This window comes from Myxococcus llanfairpwllgwyngyllgogerychwyrndrobwllllantysiliogogogochensis, from assembly GCF_006636215.1.
Taxonomy (GTDB): Bacteria; Myxococcota; Myxococcia; order Myxococcales; family Myxococcaceae; genus Myxococcus; species Myxococcus llanfairpwllgwyngyllgogerychwyrndrobwllllantysiliogogogochensis.
The window spans coordinates 21,646-38,740 of the sequence record NZ_VIFM01000087.1; the positions used below are offsets into that span (position 1 = coordinate 21,646).

General features: G+C 68.3%; 12 protein-coding genes. 7 read left to right on the top strand and 5 right to left on the bottom strand.

Features of this window, described 5'->3' with window-relative positions; genetic code table 11:
- The first annotated feature begins 30 nt into the window (after positions 1-30).
- The 4 genes from FJV41_RS21955 to FJV41_RS21970 all read left to right on the top strand — a co-directional run bounded on the left by FJV41_RS21955 (position 31) and on the right by FJV41_RS21970 (position 4,535).
- Positions 31-1,728: an ATP-binding protein gene (locus FJV41_RS21955; RefSeq protein WP_141644485.1), complete on the top strand. Its 1,698-nt coding sequence runs from the start codon at positions 31-33 to the stop codon at positions 1,726-1,728.
- A gap of 32 nt (positions 1,729-1,760) precedes the next feature.
- The gene (locus FJV41_RS21960; protein WP_141644486.1) at positions 1,761-3,242 is read left to right on the top strand and encodes a potassium/proton antiporter; all 1,482 of its coding nucleotides are present in this window, start codon (positions 1,761-1,763) and stop codon (positions 3,240-3,242) included.
- Positions 3,243-3,340: 98 nt separating this feature from the next.
- Positions 3,341-4,147, top strand: a complete 807-nt coding sequence (locus FJV41_RS21965) for a helix-turn-helix transcriptional regulator (RefSeq protein ID WP_246137331.1) — start codon at positions 3,341-3,343, stop codon at positions 4,145-4,147.
- A gap of 25 nt (positions 4,148-4,172) precedes the next feature.
- On the top strand, positions 4,173-4,535 hold the full coding sequence (locus tag FJV41_RS21970) for a VOC family protein (RefSeq protein ID WP_141644488.1): 363 nt from the start codon (positions 4,173-4,175) through the stop codon (positions 4,533-4,535).
- 54 nt (positions 4,536-4,589) lie between these two features.
- On the opposite strand, the gene FJV41_RS21975 is transcribed toward FJV41_RS21970, so the two are convergent.
- Positions 4,590-7,010: an arylsulfatase gene (locus FJV41_RS21975; protein ID WP_246137332.1), complete on the bottom strand. Its 2,421-nt coding sequence runs from the start codon at positions 7,008-7,010 to the stop codon at positions 4,590-4,592.
- 130 nt (positions 7,011-7,140) lie between these two features.
- Complete coding sequence (locus FJV41_RS21980) at positions 7,141-7,572, bottom strand: helix-turn-helix domain-containing protein (RefSeq protein WP_141644489.1); 432 nt, start codon at positions 7,570-7,572, stop codon at positions 7,141-7,143.
- Positions 7,573-7,647: 75 nt separating this feature from the next.
- Here FJV41_RS21980 and FJV41_RS21985 point away from each other — a divergent pair, with 75 nt between their 5' ends.
- The 3 genes from FJV41_RS21985 to FJV41_RS21995 all read left to right on the top strand — a co-directional run bounded on the left by FJV41_RS21985 (position 7,648) and on the right by FJV41_RS21995 (position 11,020).
- Positions 7,648-8,508: a class I SAM-dependent methyltransferase gene (locus tag FJV41_RS21985; protein ID WP_141644490.1), complete on the top strand. Its 861-nt coding sequence runs from the start codon at positions 7,648-7,650 to the stop codon at positions 8,506-8,508.
- A 255-nt stretch (positions 8,509-8,763) separates the two neighbouring features.
- Positions 8,764-9,216: a hypothetical protein gene (locus tag FJV41_RS21990; RefSeq protein WP_141644491.1), complete on the top strand. Its 453-nt coding sequence runs from the start codon at positions 8,764-8,766 to the stop codon at positions 9,214-9,216.
- 205 nt (positions 9,217-9,421) lie between these two features.
- A complete protein-coding gene (locus tag FJV41_RS21995) occupies positions 9,422-11,020 on the top strand; it encodes an LVIVD repeat-containing protein (RefSeq protein ID WP_246137333.1) in 1,599 nt (532 codons plus the stop codon).
- Positions 11,021-11,153: 133 nt separating this feature from the next.
- Here FJV41_RS21995 and FJV41_RS22000 read toward each other — a convergent pair whose 3' ends face one another.
- From FJV41_RS22000 to FJV41_RS22010, 3 genes are all read right to left on the bottom strand, one after another.
- Positions 11,154-12,104 (bottom strand): hypothetical protein, encoded by a 951-nt coding sequence (locus FJV41_RS22000; RefSeq protein WP_141644492.1) that lies wholly within the window; start codon positions 12,102-12,104, stop codon positions 11,154-11,156.
- Between the two features lie 126 nt (positions 12,105-12,230).
- Positions 12,231-13,514 (bottom strand): family 16 glycosylhydrolase, encoded by a 1,284-nt coding sequence (locus FJV41_RS22005; RefSeq protein WP_181790830.1) that lies wholly within the window; start codon positions 13,512-13,514, stop codon positions 12,231-12,233.
- A 251-nt stretch (positions 13,515-13,765) separates the two neighbouring features.
- Complete coding sequence (locus tag FJV41_RS22010) at positions 13,766-17,092, bottom strand: hypothetical protein (protein WP_438616748.1); 3,327 nt, start codon at positions 17,090-17,092, stop codon at positions 13,766-13,768.
- Positions 17,093-17,095 lie beyond the last annotated feature (3 nt).

Genomic DNA, 17,095 nt, shown 5'->3' on the forward strand with positions numbered 1-17,095 from the left:
TCAATATCCCGTCAGCCCTTCCGCGTTCCGATGAGCCCTGCCCTGCCTTCCTTCGTCTCCGCCTTCACCGCGCTCCCCGACCCGGCCTACGTCCTCGATGCCACGGGTCGCATCCTCGCGTGCAGCGCCTCGGGAGCGCGGGCGTTCGGCCGGGGGACCGATGGGCTGGAAGGCCGTCAGTGGACCGAGCTCGGCGTACCCGTGGAGGACGCCGCGCGACTGGAGGTGGCGCGAGTCCAGGCGTCGACTCGCGGCGACGCCGTCACGGTGGAGCTGCCCTGGCCGGTGGACACGGGCCTGCGCCGCCACGCGCTGGTGCTCACGCCCCTTGCGACCGAGGAGGGCACAAGCACCGTGCTGGTGACGGCGAGGCCGCTCACGGAAGCCGAGGCCGTGTACTCCCGCGCCCTGGAGCTGGAGCAGGCGGCGCGCGCGGAGGTCGAGCAGGCCGAGCGACGCCGCTCGTTCCTCTACCAGGCGATGACGACGCTGTTCACCCATCCGCCCGACCCCCACGGCATGTACACGCTGCTGGCGCACCTGGCGGTGCCGGACCTGGCGGACTGGTGTCTGGTGGATGCGCTGGAGCAGGGCCCGTGGGTGTCCCGCGTGGCGGCGGCCTGCCTGGACCCGACGCAGCAGGAGCGCGCGAGCACGCTGCCCCAGCGCATCGAGAAGCGCGACGACGCACCGGTGGGTCTCTTGCGCGTGCTGTACACCGGGGAGCCGGAGCTGGTGCCCGCGGTGACGGATTCGCTCCTGCGCGCGGCGGCGGCGGAGCCGGCGCACCCGGCCCTGCTGCGCACGCTCCAGGCGCGCTCGTACATGATCATCCCGCTGCGCGCGCGCGGGAACACGCTGGGCGCGGTGACCTTCGTCTCCTCGGGCTCGGGGCGGCGGTACGGCCCGGATGACCTGGCGCTGGCGGAGGACCTGTGCCTGCGCGCAAGCCTCGCCATCGACAACGCGCGGCTGGTGGGTGAATCGCGCAGGGCCGCCCGGGCGCGCGAGGACCTGCTGGCCGTGGTGTCGCACGACTTGAAGAACCCGCTGGGCGTGGTGCAACTGGGCGCGGCGCTGCTCTTGCGCGGGCCGGGCGCGCGGCCGGGCGGAGAGAGCGTGACGAAGCAGGCCACGCGCATCCAGGACGCGACGGACCGGATGTCGCGCCTCATCTCCGACCTGCTGGACTGGGGCCGGCTGGAGGCGGGCGGGCTGCCGCTGGAGCTGGGAGAGCACTCGGTGGCGGGGCTCGTCGCGGAGGCGATGGAGTCCATCCGGCCCCTGGCGGAGGCCAAGGGACTGCACCTGCACCCCCAGCCTCCCGCCGAGGACGTGCGCACCCGGTGCGACAGGACGCGGGTGCTCCAGGTGATGGGCAACCTCCTGGGCAACGCGGTGAAGTTCACCCCGGCGGGCGGCGACCTGGAGGTGGGGGCGTCCGTGCGCAACGGCGAGGTGTGCTTCCACGTCCGGGACACGGGCGCGGGCATCGACGCGGAGGCGCTGCCCCACATCTTCGACCGGTACTGGCAGGCGCGCGACGCGGCCAGCCGGGGCACGGGGCTGGGGCTCGCCATCGCCAAGGGACTGGTCGAGGCCCACGGCGGGAGCATCCACGCGCGGAGCGCTCCGGGCGAGGGCAGCACGTTCTCCTTCACGCTGCCATTGGCCCACGTGTCCACCGCGCCCCACTCCGGCCGCCCACGCCCTCGCGCGGACGCCTGAGTTTCGCCGGGGACGGGTAGAGTCCTCCCCGGATGATCACCACGGAGCCGCTTCCCACCGCCCTGCTGCTCGCCGTCTGCGGCGCCCTGCTCGCGCTCAGCGTGCTGTTCAGCCGCGCGTCCGGCCGCTTTGGCATCCCCGTGGCGCTGTTGTTCCTGGGCGTGGGCATGGCGGCCGGCTCCGACGGGCCCGGCGGCATCGACTTCGACAACTACGGCTTCGCCTTCCGCCTGGGGACGGTGGCGCTGGTCCTCATCCTCTTCGACGGTGGCCTCAACACGCCCTTGGCGGCCATCCACTCCGCGTTGCGCCCGGCGGCGGTGCTGGCGACGGTGGGCGTGGTGGCCACGGCCGCGTTGATGGGCGCGGCGGCGCACTTCCTCTTCGACTTCCCGTGGACGCAGGCGCTGCTGCTGGGCGCCATCGTCTCCTCCACGGACGCGGCGGCCGTCTTCTCCGTGCTGCGAGGCAGCGGGCTGCACCTGAAGCGGCGGGTGGGCACCACGCTGGAGCTGGAGTCGGGCCTCAACGACCCGATGGCCGTCATCCTCACCACCGGCCTGACGCACACCCTGGCGAGCGGGAAGCCTCCGGGGTGGGAGCTGGCGGTGGAGGCGGTGGTGCAGATGGTGGTGGGCGCCGGCCTGGGCCTGGCCATGGGCTGGGGCGCGCGGCTCCTGCTCAAGCGGTTGCGCCTGCGCGTGGCGGGGCTCTATCCGGTGATGACGCTGGCCCTGGCGCTGTTGTCCTTCGGCCTGCCCACGCTCCTGCACGGCAGCGGCTTCCTGGCCGTGTACATCGTGGGCATCGCGCTGGGCAACGAGACCATCCGCTACCGCACCGGCCTGTTGCGCGTGCATGACGCGCTGGCGTGGCTGTCCCAGGTGTTGATGTTCCTGGTGCTCGGGTTGCTGGTGTATCCGCGCAACCTCATCAGCGTGGCCGGAGTGGGCCTGGGCCTGGGCCTCATCCTCGCCTTCGTGGCGAGGCCGCTGGCGGCGCTGCTGTGCCTGTTGCCCTTCCGGTTTCCCCTGGGGGAAATCGTCTACACGGGCTGGGTGGGACTGCGCGGCGCGGTGCCCATCATCCTGGCCACCTTCCCGGTGCTGTCCGGCACGGAGGGCTCGCGAGACATCTTCAACATCGTGTTCTTCATCGTGGTGGTGAACGGGCTGGTACCCGGCGCCACGGTGCCGTGGGTGACACGCAAGCTGGGGCTCGCGGCCAACGTGCCCGAGCCGCCCCAGGCCGTGCTCGAAATCGCCTCCACGCAGTTGCTCAAGGGCGAGGTCAGCTCGTTCTACATCCACCAGGCCTCCGCCGTGGCCGGCGAGCGACTGGCGGACCTGCCCTTTCCTCCGGGCTCCTCCGCGATGCTGCTGGTGCGAGGCCAGGAGCTCGTCGCCCCCAAGGGCGACACCGTGTTCCAGCAAGGGGACCACGTGTATGTCATCAGCCACACCGAGGACCTGGCCCTGCTGCGGCTGCTCTTCGGCCAGCAGGAGGACGAGTAGCCACGGCCGTCGTTTCCATTGCCCGGGTCTGGACCGGCCGCTAGCTTGGGCGGGCGATGCGGGTCTCGACAGTCCTTGAGCGTGAGTCGATTCAAGTCATGGACTTCCGGTGCGACGCCGGCCCCGATGACGCGCCCTTCGCCGAGGTGCACCGCGCCTTCTCCGTGGCCTACGTGCGCAAGGGCACCTTCTGCTACCGCACGCGCGGTGAGTCCTTCGAGCTGGTCGCGGGCTCGCTGCTGATAGGTCACCCCGGGGATGAGTACATGTGCTCGCACGAGCACCTCCGCGGCGATGAGTGCCTGTCCTTCAAGCTGGCTCCGGCGCTGCTGGAGTCGATGGGGCTTTCGCCCGATGGCTGGCGCAGCGGCGGGGTTCCGCCCCTGCCGGAGCTGATGGTGCTGGGGGAGCTGGCCCAGGCCACCGCCGAAGGGACGAGCGACGTGGGGATGGACGAGGTGGGCCTGGTGTTCGCGGCCCGCTTCGCCGAGGTCGTCACGGGGCGGACCGACAAGGCGCCCTCGGCGCGGCCCGTGGACCGGCGGCGCGTGGTGGAGTCGGCGCTGTGGCTGGATGCGCACTCGGGCGAGGATATCGACCTGGAGGGCGCGGCGAAGGAGGCCGGGCTCAGCCCGTTCCACTACCTGCGACTCTTCTCGAAAGTCGTCGGCGTGACGCCGCACCAGTACCTGCTGCGCTCCCGCCTGCGTCACGCGGCGCGGCTGCTCGCGGACGACTCGCGCTCCATCACCGACGTGGCCTTCGACGTCGGCTTCGGCGACCTCTCCAACTTCGTGCGCACCTTCCACCGCGCCGCCGGAGTGTCCCCCGGACGCTTCCGTCAGGCGGCCCGGGGCGAGCGCAATTTCCTCCAAGAGCGACTCGCCCCTCGCCCCGTACGGTGACGGCCTCTCTCACACAGAGGTCATCGTGTTCGACCACATCGGCTTGAAGGTGAAGGACCTGGACGCCAGCGTGCGCTTCTACACCGCCGCGCTCGCGCCCCTGGGATTTGGACTGTGCTCGCGAGACGACTCGGGCGCGGGCTTTGGCCCTCCGGGTGAGCCCGCGCTGTGGCTCTACCCCACCCAGGGCGCGACGGGGCCTGGCACCCACCTGGCGTTCCGCGCCTCGCAGCACGCCGCCGTGGACCGCTTCCACGCGAGCGGGCTGGAGGCCGGCGGTCAAGACAATGGGAAGCCCGGCGTGCGCGCCGACTACAGCCCCACGTACTACGCCGCGTTCCTGAAGGACCCCGACGGCAACAACGTCGAGGCCGTCTGTCTGAAGTGACTTCGGGCGAGGCGCTCCCGGCGTGTGGCCCACCGGGAGCGTTTCGGCGCGGTGCTACTGCCGCATCATCTCGTGCTGGAAGCGGGCCTCGGCCTTCTTCGTCGGGTCCGCGTGGTCCGGGTGGAAGTCCGGCTTCAGGTCGAAGTCCACGCGCAGGACGCGGCCGGTGAAGCGGGAATTGGACGGGTACTCGGGGCTTACCGCCGTGCCCTTGTCCCAGCCCACGTCGAACGTCTCATCCATGGAGTAGCCCACCGGCACCGTCCTGGGAATCTGGGCTTCCGCCACCTTCTTCCCGTCGACGAAGAGCCGCCCCGTGCCACCCGCGCCGAAGGGCTCCGGTCCGGTCTTCTCGAACTCGTAGCGGAGCACGTGCTTGCCGGGCTTCAGCGCTTCCTTGCCACGCAGATACGTCAGCTCGGGCCCGGGGAAGTTGTAGCAGAACACCGGCACGCCCTCCTTGAGGTACAGCGAGAAGCCCGCGGAGCTTCCGCCGAGCGCGACGACGGGGCCTCGGGCGTCACCCGCGGGCACCTCCACCTGGGCCGTCATCTCCCAGGAGCGGTTCTTCGTGTCCGGCCCGGCGAACTCCTGGATGCGCACGGCGCCCTCGTAATACGTCAGGCGCTCGCGCTCCGCGTAGAGCCCCGCGCGTCCCAGCGCGCGCATCTGGAAGCGGTCATCCAGCGGCAACACCTGGTAGCGCCCCGCCTCCGCCCACCACAGGCCCACCAGCTCGATGAGCTTCTTCACCATCGGGTCGCTCAGGTTCGCGCGGTCCCTGCCCTTCATCAGGTCGTTCGACTCGGTGGGGTCCTCCACGACGTTGTAGAGCTCCCAGTGGTCCTCGTCGAAGCTCCACCGCGCCTTGTTCTCCCACGGCTTGCGCCCGTGGTACGTCACGACCTTCCAGCCGTCGTGGTACAGGCCCCGGTTGCCGAGCATCTCGAAGTACTGGGTGACGTGGTTGGTTGGCGCCTTCGCGTCGCTGAACGAGTAGTTCATCGGGTAGCCCTCGACGGGCTCCTGCTGCACGGAGTTGATGAAGCGCGGGGCCTCCACGCCAATCGCTTCCAGAATCGTCGGGACGATATCGATGCAGTGGTGGTACTGCGTGCGCAGCTCGCCCCTGGCTTCGATTCCGCGCGGCCAGTGGACGATGAGCGGGTTTCGCACCCCGCCGAAGTGTGTGTACTGCTTGCAGAGCTGGAACGGTGTGTTGCCCGCCATGGCCCAGCCCACCGGGTAGTGGTTGTACGAGCCGGGCTGGCCGAACTGGTCGATGCGCGCCAGGTTCTGCGCCACGGTCTCCTCGGCGTTGTTCGCCACGGACTGCTCGTTGAACAGGCCCGTCAGCGTGCCCTCACCCGAGGAGCCGTTGTCCCCGATGAAGACGAACACCAGCGTGTTGTCGAGCTGCCCCGTGCGCTCCAGGAACTCCATCAGCCGGCCGAGCTGCGCATCGGCGTGTTCGATGAAGCCCGCGTACAGCTCCGCCATGCGCGCGAAGAGGCGCTTCTCGTCGGCGGAGAGCGAGTCCCACTTCTGCACGCCCTCCAGCATGGGCGCGAGCTTCGCGTGCTCGGGGATGATGCCCAGCTTCTTCTGCTGGGCCAGCACCTTCTCGCGGTAGGCGTCCCAGCCCAGGTCGAACTGGCCCTTGTACTTGTCCGCCCACTCAGGCGCGACGTGGTGGGGCGCGTGCGCGCACCCCAGCGCGAGCCACGTCAGCCAGGGCTTCGCCGGGTCCGCCGAGTGGTGCTGCGAAATCCAGCTCATGGCCCGGTCCACGAGGTCCGCGGACAGGTGGTAGCCCTCTTCGGGCGTGGCCGGCGGGTCGACGGCCTCGCGGTCCAGGAAGAGCTTGGGCTCCCATTGGTCGCAGTCGCCTCCGAGGAAGCCATAGAAGCGGTCGAAGCCAAAGACGGAGCCCGTGGGCCAGCGGTCATAGGGCCCGGCGATGGTCGTCTCTTCGGAAGGCGTGTTGTGCCACTTGCCAATGCAGTAGCTGGTGTAGCCGTGTTGATGGAGCATGGCGGGTACTCCCGCCTTGTCCTGCGGCTGACGGCCGTTGTAGCCGGGGAAGCCCGTGGCCAGTTCGGTGATGTTGGCCATGCCCACGGAGTGGTGGTTGCGGCCCGTCACGAGGCAGGAGCGCGTGGGCGAGCACAGCGCGGTGGTGGTGAAGTGCGTGTAGCGCAGGCCCTGCTGTGCCAGCTTCATCAGCGTGGGCGTGCGAATCATGCCGCCGAAGGGCTCACACCAGCCGAAGCCGACGTCGTCCAGGATGACGTAGAGGATGTTGGGCGCGTCCTTCGGCGCCTTGGGTGGCATCGGGAAGGCCGGCTCTGATTCCTCGTACGTGCGACCAATCCGGCCAGGGAAGCGCTCTCCCTCCCGGTAGGTCTTCATCGTGTCCGCTTTCACACCACCGCCACCGTTGCCACCCTGATTCTTGCGCTTGTCCTTGCTCATACAGGCCTCCCGGGCACCGCCTGAAGGTGAAGGGCCGCGTGAACGACGGCATCGGCCTGGCGGCTCGGGCGGACGAGGGGTCGAGCGGAGGGCGTGTCAGGTCACCGGAGCGGACTCGGTGCTCCTGGAGCTAGCGCCTCGGAGTCCTCTTCCTTCGCGCGCCCGTCGTCGGGGCGGACGCGGCGGCGCGCAGGATGCGGCGGAAGGTGGGGCATTCCAGGTGGCTCGGCGCGGGGCAGACTGCGGCGTGCCGAAGGCCGTCGCGCATGATGCCGAGCTCGCGAATCGTCCTGTCGAGTTCCTCCGCCTTGGCCACGAGCAGGGGTCGGTCGATGCGCAGCCGCCCGTCCGGCGCGAACATGTGCGCGATGTCATCGAGCGAGAAGCCGGCGGCGCGCCCCAGTGAAATCAGCGCCAGTCGCTCCAGGACATCGGGAGCGAACAGCCGGCGCAGGCCCCGCCTGCCGGTGGAGGCAAGCAGCCCCTTCCCTTCATAGAACCGCAGCGTCGAGGCGGGAACGCCGGACCGCCGCGCCACCTCCGTGATGTCCAGGTCTCTCACCTGCTTGACCTCAAGTCGACTTGAAGTGGCACAGTCGAGCTTACGCTGCCTGAAGGCAAGTCGGAGGAGACATCCATGACCGCGACGAACCCACTTGGAGACGAGCAGACGAAACTCTGGAACGGCACCGCCGGACACGCCTGGGTCGACATGCAGGAGTTGATCGACTCCATGTACAAGCCGCTCGAGGACATGCTCGTGGCGGCGGTGTCCCCGGACTCTGGAGGCCGGGTGCTCGACATCGGCTGTGGCACGGGCGGCACCACGCTCGCCGTCGCTCGACGGTTGGGGGCACAAGGTCGCTGTCTCGGCATCGACATCTCGGACCCGATGCTCGCCACCGCTCGGGCGAGGGCGGAGCGGGAAGGCACGCCGGCGCGGTTCGTCCACGCCAACGCGCAGAGCCATGTGTTCGAGCCCGCGAGCTTCGACCAGCTCATCTCTCGCTTCGGCGTCATGTTCTTCGATGACCCGGTCCGGGCCTTCACAAACCTGAGAAGTGCCGCGAGGGACGGCGCGGAGCTCCGGTTCATCGCCTGGCGGAGTGCCGCGGAGAATCCGTTCATGACCACCTCCGAGCGCACGGCGGCACCGCTCCTGCCCAACCTCCCCGCCCGTCGGCCGGGTGGTCCGGGACAGTTCGCCTTCGCGGACCCGCACCGGGTGCAATCCATCCTGGAGGAGAGCGGCTGGGCCGAAGTCGAACTCCGGCCCATCGACGTCGAGTGCGCCTTTCCCGAGAAGGAGCTGGTCCGTTACCTGTCCCGGCTCGGGCCCGTCGGAATGTTCCTCCAGGAGACGGACGAGCGGACTCGCACCAAGGTTGTCGATGCGGTCCGCGTCGCCTTCGAGCCCTTCGTGCATGGCACGGAGGTCCGCTTCACCGCGGCCTGCTGGTGGATATGCGCTCGGGCGCCATCCGCGTCAGTCGGCTAGCAGCATCAACAATGCCGCCTGGGCTTTCGGTGGCAGGTCGACAGCGGCCCGCCCCTGGGAACACCTGGGCGAGCCGCTTCAATCAAACGCACATCATCATCCAGACACATCAAATCCCATTCCAGGCCGAAAGGACAGCCAGCATCACACGCATTCCCTGACAAACAAAAGGGCTCCCACCCCATGTCATTCCTGACTCGACTATTCCCAGACACAGAGGTCAGGCAGAATCCCCTCCATCCCTGGAGGCCCACAATGTCATACCCTGCAATGCCCCGCCGGAGCCTTGTCGCTGTCCTCGCAGCAAGCCTGTCGCTGACGGCCTGTGGCGGTATGCCCGAGGGCGAGCCGAGCGCGGGTGAGCCCATCCCCGAGGATGTGGGCACTGCAAGCAAGGCACTGGTCGTCCCTGTGGCGACATTGATCTGTACCCGTCCCGTGGGTGGGAGCCTGGGTTGTGTCGCTTCGGCATCGGGCGGCGTCGCGCCCTACACCTTCTACTGGGGGCAACAGACGTACCGCTACGACACCAACAAGGTCTACACCTCGCTCTTCAACCCCGGAACCACGCTGCGCGGCTATGGCTGCTACGCTCCCACCGAGACATTCCCCGGGGACACCTCCATCAAACCCAAGGTGTATGTGGTCGACTCCACGGGAGCCCAGTCGAGCACCGTCGTTCACCCAGACTGGGTCCCCTGCAGTTGAGCTGTTCGCTGACCGCACCCGGTAGCAGCTCATCCAGGACCTGGATGAGCTGCGTGTATTTCGTGGATTCCTCGCATGGACTCCTCATACGCAACGAGCGACAAGCAGACCGTGAGCATCGGCGCAGGGGATTGTCCTAGAGTCATGTCGCCTTGAGCCCCGAAGTGTGCGGGGGCTCTTCCTTGGAGAGACATCGATGACTGGGATGAAGCAAGGTCTCCGCACCGCGGGACTGATGGGCCTCCTGGCCCTGGCCGGCTGTGACTCGGACCCGAAGGCGGAGCCGTGGGACGGGCTGTACACGCCGCTGAAGGAGCAGGGAGACATCATCGCGGACACCGGTCCGTTCGCGACCTGCACGGTGCGAAAGGACATCTCCGCCCCCTGCGGCTCACCCGAGGTCTTCGACCTCTCCTCGTGCAATCGAGCGTCCCTGGACACACTCGAGCGAGAGGGCGCCGTCTACCGTGGCGTGGTCCGCGTCGAATACATGCAGCCACAAAGGGAGATGGCCACCGCGGCCGTGGGCCTCCGACTGAGCCCCGATGGGCGACAGGTGGAGTTCCTCAACGGGATAGCCTCCAGTTCATCCCAGCTCGGCGACGGGCAGTTCTCCGCGTCGATGGGCTACACCAACACGGCCTCTGGTGTGTACTTCGAACAGTTCGCATTGGGCTGCGAGGCGGTGTCTCCCCGGGAGTTCGTGGGCTGCTACAGCTATTGCGCGGATGGCTCCACCTATGTGCATGGAACCTTCCGCGCCGAGCGGATGAGCTGGGCTCGCGGCGAGGCAGAGTCCTCGGGCGGATTGAAGCTGCGCTCCGAGTCCTACGTGGAGCTGGGACAGTCCGTGGACGTCTTTGTCGCGAAGGACCATGCCTACGTGGTGTCCATCCAGCGCCGTGGAGAGCCGGGCGGGCTGACGGTCTTCGACGTGAAGGACCGGCGACGGCCCGTCTTCAAGACGTCCATCAGCCTGCCGGGCGACAACTACTGGAACGGCGTGTGGTCAAAGGGCGACGCGCTCTATGTCGCCAGCGCCAGCTCCGGCCTCATCGTCTTCGACATCTCGAATCCAGCCAGTCCCGTCTTTCTCCAGAGCTACCCGGGCGGAGGGCCCCTCGACATCCACACGGTGCTGGTCGATGGAGACCGGCTCTATGCGATGTCCACCGGACGGAACGCCGAGGTGCTGCTCTTTGATGTGACCACCCCCACCGAGCCACGACTCCTGCACCGCGAGAGCCTGGGCGGCATCGGGACCGGCGTCTATGGCGTGCCACACGACGCCTTCGCGTACGGAGACCGCCTCTATGTGAGTCACATGAGCGGCGGCTACCAGATTCTCGACGTGCGCAACCCGGAGAACTTCGAGCACCTGGGCGAGTACACCTACTACGGCGCGGTGAGCCATCACAGCGCGGTGGGCACCCTGGGCGGACACACGGTGGCGTTCGAGGGCGGCGAGCGACAGGGCGCCCACCTGCGTGTGCTGAAGGTGGATGACCCGACGAACATCGAGCTCATCGGAGAGTTCAAGCTGCGCGACGTCGCCTCCATCCACAACATGCTGCTGGTGGGCACGCGCCTGTACATCGCCTGGTACCATGAGGGCCTGCGCGTGCTGGATGTCTCCAATCCCACGAAGCCCCGACAGGTGGCTCACTTCAACACCTACAGGGAGTCAGACCCCAAGCGCGAGGACGGCCAGTACGAGGGCGCGCTCGGCATTCGCGTGCCAGGAGATGGGCACGTGTACGTGGTGGATGACGCACGAGGGTTGCTCATCTTCGACGAGCCCTGAGCGACGCACCCGCCCGGGGCCGCCGTTGAGGGCCCCGGTTCGAGGCGCGGAGGCCCGGTCGGTTCGACGGCGCATTGGCGTACCAGCGCCAGGTGGATAAGGACCGACCTGAACAGGATTCGCCCGACACGGCTCACAGTGGCACGGTAGCGCCGAGCAGTTCGAGCACCGCCGCGCCTTCGGGCGTATCGGCGACGAGCGGCGCCGTCAACTGGCCAAGGTCGCGCGCCGCGCGAGCGAGCTCGACGACATGCTCGTTCGTCTCGCCGGCGATCCACCATTCCGACGAATCCTCATCGGCGACAATCCAGATCCAACCACCCTCCGCCAGGCTGAAGTCGTGGAGCGTGGCTTTCGTCGCGTACGCGCGTGAATAGGAAGAGAATCGCTCCTTGAGCGCCGCATGCGCTTCAGCGCTGAATGGCCCCTGCGACGCTCGCAACCAGCGACCATTCCTGAAGGGCTGCACCGGGCACGCCGCTGCGGAGCGCGCGAGGTCGGCGTTCTTTCCCCAGAACGAATACGGCACCATGTCCTGGTGGAGGTACCCGTCCAAGAACGCTTCGAAGAGCCACGACGAGAAGGAACGCGGGGGTGACCAACCACGGTCGCGGTGGTGTTCATGGACAGGCGGGTCGCGCGAACCGTCCAGTTCGAAGAACACGCGCCACTGGCGCATGACATCGGTTTGGAAATAGACCAGCGGCCCGTGGAGAGCGCTCGGAGGCGTGATGCCATCGAGCTCGTCGTCAGTCGCGCGCTCGACGGAGGGCAGCACGGACGTCAGCGTCTCGAGCGTGCCATCGCGGTATTCGGCCCACAGGTCCGGAAGCGACACCTCCCATTCATCGTCGGTCACGCGTCCGACGATGACGGCTCCTGGCTCGGGGGCATTCCACACCCTGCGTTGGTATTCATTGGGCGCCATCGGAATGGTCGCAAGGCCGGTGAAGAACTCGCGCACGACGGCGGGAAGCGAGCGGCCGGACCGCGCCTCCCAAGCCTCGACTTCACGGAGTCGCTCGGGACAGGTCGACGGCTCCACCACGAGAAGCAGATAGAGAGGCTGGAGCGGTGAAAGCATGAGCCCGACACTCTAACGAGAGGGCGCCGGGTCAGCGAGGGAGCAGGCGATGCTCGCCTGGCCCGAAGAGGGTCGGTCGCCCGGGGCCGCCGTGGACGGCCCCGGTTGGAGGCATGGAGACCCCGGTCAGTTCGACGGCGCGTTGGCGTACCAGCGCACGTAGTCCACCTCGAGCACCTGGGGGAACACGGTGTTCGTCGGGTCTCCGCCCAAATCCCCCAGCGCCAGGTTGAGCAGCAGGTGGTTGGGCTGGTCGAACACCCACGTCCCCGTGGTGCCACGCGGGAAGGTGAAACGCTTGATTCGGTCCGCGTACCACTCCACGCGGTTGGCATTCCAGAAGATGCCGAAGGTGCGCCACGCGTCACCCACGCGCGCGGGCGCGTAGTCCACCTGTCCCGGAGGTCCCCAACCGTAGGCGATGCCGGGCGCGTGAATGGTGCCGTGAGCCAGCGTGGGCAACGGCCCCTCGCCCTCGAAGATGTCGAACTCTCCGTTGGCGGGCCACTCCCCCGTGGAGCCCATCATCCACGCCGCGGGCCAGGTGCCCAGCCCCGTGGGCGCCTTGAGCCGCACCTCGACGTAGCCATACTGGCGCTCCATGCGGCCCTTCGAGTGGATTCGCGCGGACGTGTAGTCGCGCGTCACGCCGTCCGCGCCGGTATACGTCTCTCGCCGCGCGATGATTTTCAGGTGGCCACTCCCGTCGTGCTGCACGTTCTGGGGACGCGCCGTGTACTGCTGAATCGTCCGGCCGTTGTCCCACATGCCGCCTGTGACGGGCTCCCACACCTGCGGATTCGGCAGGGTGCCCGCGAGTCCGTCGAACTCGTCACTCCAGAGCAACTGGCTCGGCTCGCCCGGCGTCGGCGGCGGGACGACCGCCAGCGTCAGCGCGTCCACCAGGAAGGCATTGCCCGCCGTGGCATTGGACTGAAGGACATACACATCCAGCGTGTTGCCCGTCTGCTGCACCGTCGTCTCCACCGTCAGTTGCTGGAAGGCCATCGTCAGGCCGACCTCCGGAGACTCCGCGTACCCCACCGAGGTCCCCGCGCCATTGCGCTCCCGGACGGCCAGCACCACGGGCTTGCCCACCGTCCCGGCGTTGCTCGCCGCGATGAAGACCTGTGCCCGGTAGACGGTGCCCACCGTCGTGGAGGCCACCGCGTCCGGAGCGTCATCCAGCGAATAGGCATCCCCCGCCGACCGCGTGACGCGCACCACGTACGCACCATCCGGTGCCGACGCGTGACTCACCCGGGCCAGCGTCCCCTGCCACGTCGACCAGCCCGTGAGGTTCGTTTCAAACGAAGGGTTGGACAGGATGTTGCCCGCGGGCAGGACAAGGTCCTCCGCGGCGGCCACACCTGCCGCCGTGAAGAGGGCGGCGGTGCAGAACAAACTCATCCAGGTTCGACCCGTTGTCGTGACGCGCTGACGCATGAATACCTCGGGGTGGAGGGAAACAGGAGCCCCGTCGCATATCCCCGAAAGACAAACCTCGCAGATGTTCCTATGTCATTGCGGGTTTTCCACTCGCGATTCGAATTCCATGCGCCACTGAGTTCCGGCGCGTGTCTGGATTCAAATAGGCAAGGCACCCACTGGCCACGTCGGGCTCCGCCCGGCCCTTGTTCCGGCCGGGCGGAGGACTTCGGTCAGATTTTCTGGTCCGCGAGCGCGTGGGAGCGCTCGCGCTCAATCGCACTGCCAATGCCGATGGTGACGAGCCCCACCGACAGGGCGACCGCGACTCCCGCGGGCCCGCCGAAGGCGCCCACCGCCGCCGCCGTGCCGAAGTAGCCCGCCACGGCGCCACCGGCCTGCACCGCGCCGAGCGCCACCTGGTACTTGTCGTCGTTGGCGATTCCCTCGGCCACCTGGATTCCGCCGCTCACGACACCCACCGCCGCGCTGAGCCGGCCCGACCACTCCGCCAGCTTGATGGGATTGACGCGCCCGCCCAGCTCTCCCGAGGGGGAGATGGTGGTGCCGGTGCCCTTGGCCGCGAAGCGCAGCAGCTCCGCGCCCTCCACCACTCCGCTCGCCCCGTCGATGATGCCCAGGCCACTCTTGACGAGGTCGAGCTTGTTCTGCTCGTCCAGGGCCTTCTTGAAGTCCCCCACCCCGGACACGACGTCCTTCGCGCCGGAAATCACCTGGAAGCCACCCACGGCGCCCACCCCGAGGCGCTGGTCCTTGTCGAGGTCCAGCGTGAGCTCCTGGTTGAACTCCTCCACGGGATTCAAGCTGAAGAACTTCGGGTTGTTCGCCGGGTCGGGCTTGCCCTGCTTCGTCGCCGCGGTGGTGTTGGCCTCCTGCGCCAGCCGCGCCAGCCCGTAGTCCACCGTGTCTCCCGCGACATCCCAGCCCGCGCTCTCCGGGGCCTCCGGCGCGCCCTCCAGCGTCTGGGCATGGAGCGCCGAGAGCTTGGAGAAGCTATTGAGCTGCTCCTGCAACCCGTTCACCGCATAGGCTCCCAGCGCGGCCTGCGCGGGCGGCAGGCTGGCCTTGAGCTGCTGGGGGTCGGCGATGGGCTTGCCATTGACGGTCAGCTTCTCGGGCGGGATGGACGCCTCCGCGGAGCCCTCCGGGCCCGTGAGCTTCGACTCCGCTCGCACCACCTGCGGGCCCTTGGGCGTCTGCGCCGTCGTCAGCGCCTGCTCGTAGGTGCGCTTGGGCTTGTCGCCGCCCTCCTCCAGGCCGCTGGTGCGCTCGGTGACTTCCACCTCGCCCTTCGCGTTGCGCGACTCGGTGCGCTGGAAGTCCTTCACCCGGCGGACACCCGTGGGGTCCGTCTGGTCCGAGTGGCTGGCGGTGATGAGGCCCTGGTCGTTGTACGTCGTGGTGGTGGTGCCCTTGATGTCCACCAGCTCCTTTTTGTCCTTGTCCGTGGGCTTGGGCACACGTCCCTCGGTCGTCTCGGTGACGGTGTTGCCCTCCAGCTTCTTGCGCGTGACGAGCGTGACGTTGGGCTGTCCCTCGAAGAAGGTCTGCGTGTTCAGCTCGCCGTCGCCGCTCTTCTCCAGCACGAAGGTGGTGGGCGCGGCGTCGTCGGCGCCTCGGGCATCCTTCTCCACCTTGGCCAGTTCCTCCGCGCCGGCCGGGCGGTCACCCTTCACCGGCGAGTCGACGGCCTTCGTCTCCGTCTTCGTCAGCCGCAGCTCGTTTCCCTGCGAGTACGACGTCCCCTCCACGACCATCGCCTTCACGGGCTTGCCCTTCTCGTCCTTGGCTCCCGGAGGAGGAATGACGGTGGTGGTGGTGTGGACCGTGTCGGTGGAGGAGTGGTTCTTGAACTCGTCGAACTTGCCGTTGACGTGGTCCGTCTTGTCCGAGCCCCCGTACTCCTTCTTCGTCTCCGTCAGCGTCCCGTCCGGGGTGCGCTGGGTGGTGGTCTGCTTCGCGTTGCTGCCGCCCTCGAACTTCGTGGCGGAGTAGGACGAGCCCTTCACCTTGCCCGCGGCCAGGTCCTCGATCGACGGCGCGGGCGTGGAGGCGTCCTGCTTCCAGCGCGTATCGGTGGACGTGCTCGGCCCCTCCGGGCCACCGCTTTCGAAGACGGTGCGGCGCGCGTCGCCCTTCTTGTCCACATGGGTCGAGTCCACCTTGACGGTGTCGCCCTGGAACGACACCTCCAGGCGCTCGGTCACCTTGCCCGCCTTGTCCTTGCGCACGAGGACGGCGTGGTCCTTCGTCGCGCCGGGCTCGACGGTGAAGGGCTCCTTGGACTTGGGGTTCTTCGCGACGTCGTTCAGCGTCTGCCGGGCGGTGGTCCGCGTCTCCTGGTCCAGCGTCTTCTGGCGCGCGTTGAGGCCGTCGCGCTCCTCGGAGACGGAGTTGAGGTCCACCTCCGCCTGGAGCTTCTGGTCCAGCTTGCTCGGCATGGACTGGGCCTTGATGGCGGGGTCGACGTTGGAGAGGGAGTCGGCGTCCTTGTAGCGCTTCGCCGCGCGCAGCTGGCTCACCATCTCTCCGCCCAGCTTCGCCACCGCCGGGTCCTTGGCGTTCTCCTTCAAGGAGCGGCCGGGCTCTCCCACGCCGTCCAGCGACTTGGACTTCGAGGCCGAGAGGAGCTGACCCGCCAGCTCCTTGCGCGCCTCAGGGCCCGCCATGTCGGCGCCCTGGGCCAGCGACTTCATGAGCTCCGGCATCTTCGAGTGGTGCACCGAGCGGCCATTCACCTGCGCGTCGACGAACGCGTCACGCTGCGGCTTGGACTCCTTCCAGAGCGCGGCGCGGTAGGCGGGGTCGGGGTTGAGCGCCAGTTGCTTGCGCAGCTCCTCCGCGCCCACGACGGCCTCCTCGTTCTTGTGCGGGGAGTTCTTCACGACGTTGTCCACGTGCTTGACGTCGGCGCGCGCCGCCTCTTCCGGCGTCACCGGCGCGGAGGTGCCGAACAGCTTCGCCTGGTCCTTCTTGCTGAGACTTCCGGCGTCGAAGGTGTCGACGACTTCGTTCGCCTTGGGGAAGGGCTCGGGCTGGCCCGCCTGCTTCGCGCTGACGTTGGCGGTCTTCTGCGCCTGGAGGGCCGTGTCCGAGGCGGTGACGGCGTGCTGCTTGGAGTCGCGCGCGGTGGTGTCGGCCTGGGTCAGCTTCTCCTCCGTGCCCTTAAAGGTCTTTGCTGCCTTGTCCACGCGGCCCTGGTCGGCGTCGACCTGCTTCTTCGCCTTCTTCACGGACTCGGCGTGGGCGGGGGTGCGGCCGGCGGGTGAGTCTCCGTGGTCCAGGAGGCGCTGGTAGTTGGTGTTGGAGGTGTCGAGCGCCTTCTGCGCTTCCCCCTTCTCCTTGGTGGACTTGTCATGGGCGGTCTTCGCCTGCTTCGCCTTCGCGGCGTCGGCCTGGGCCTTGACGGACTTGTTCTTCGCGTCGGTGCGCAGCGTCGTCGCGGTCTTCTTGTCGTTGGTGGCCTTCTCGACCTTGGGGTCCGGAGGCGGCTTGGGCGGCGGCGGCGGCGGAAGAGGGGGTGCTTCTCTGCGAGATATGCG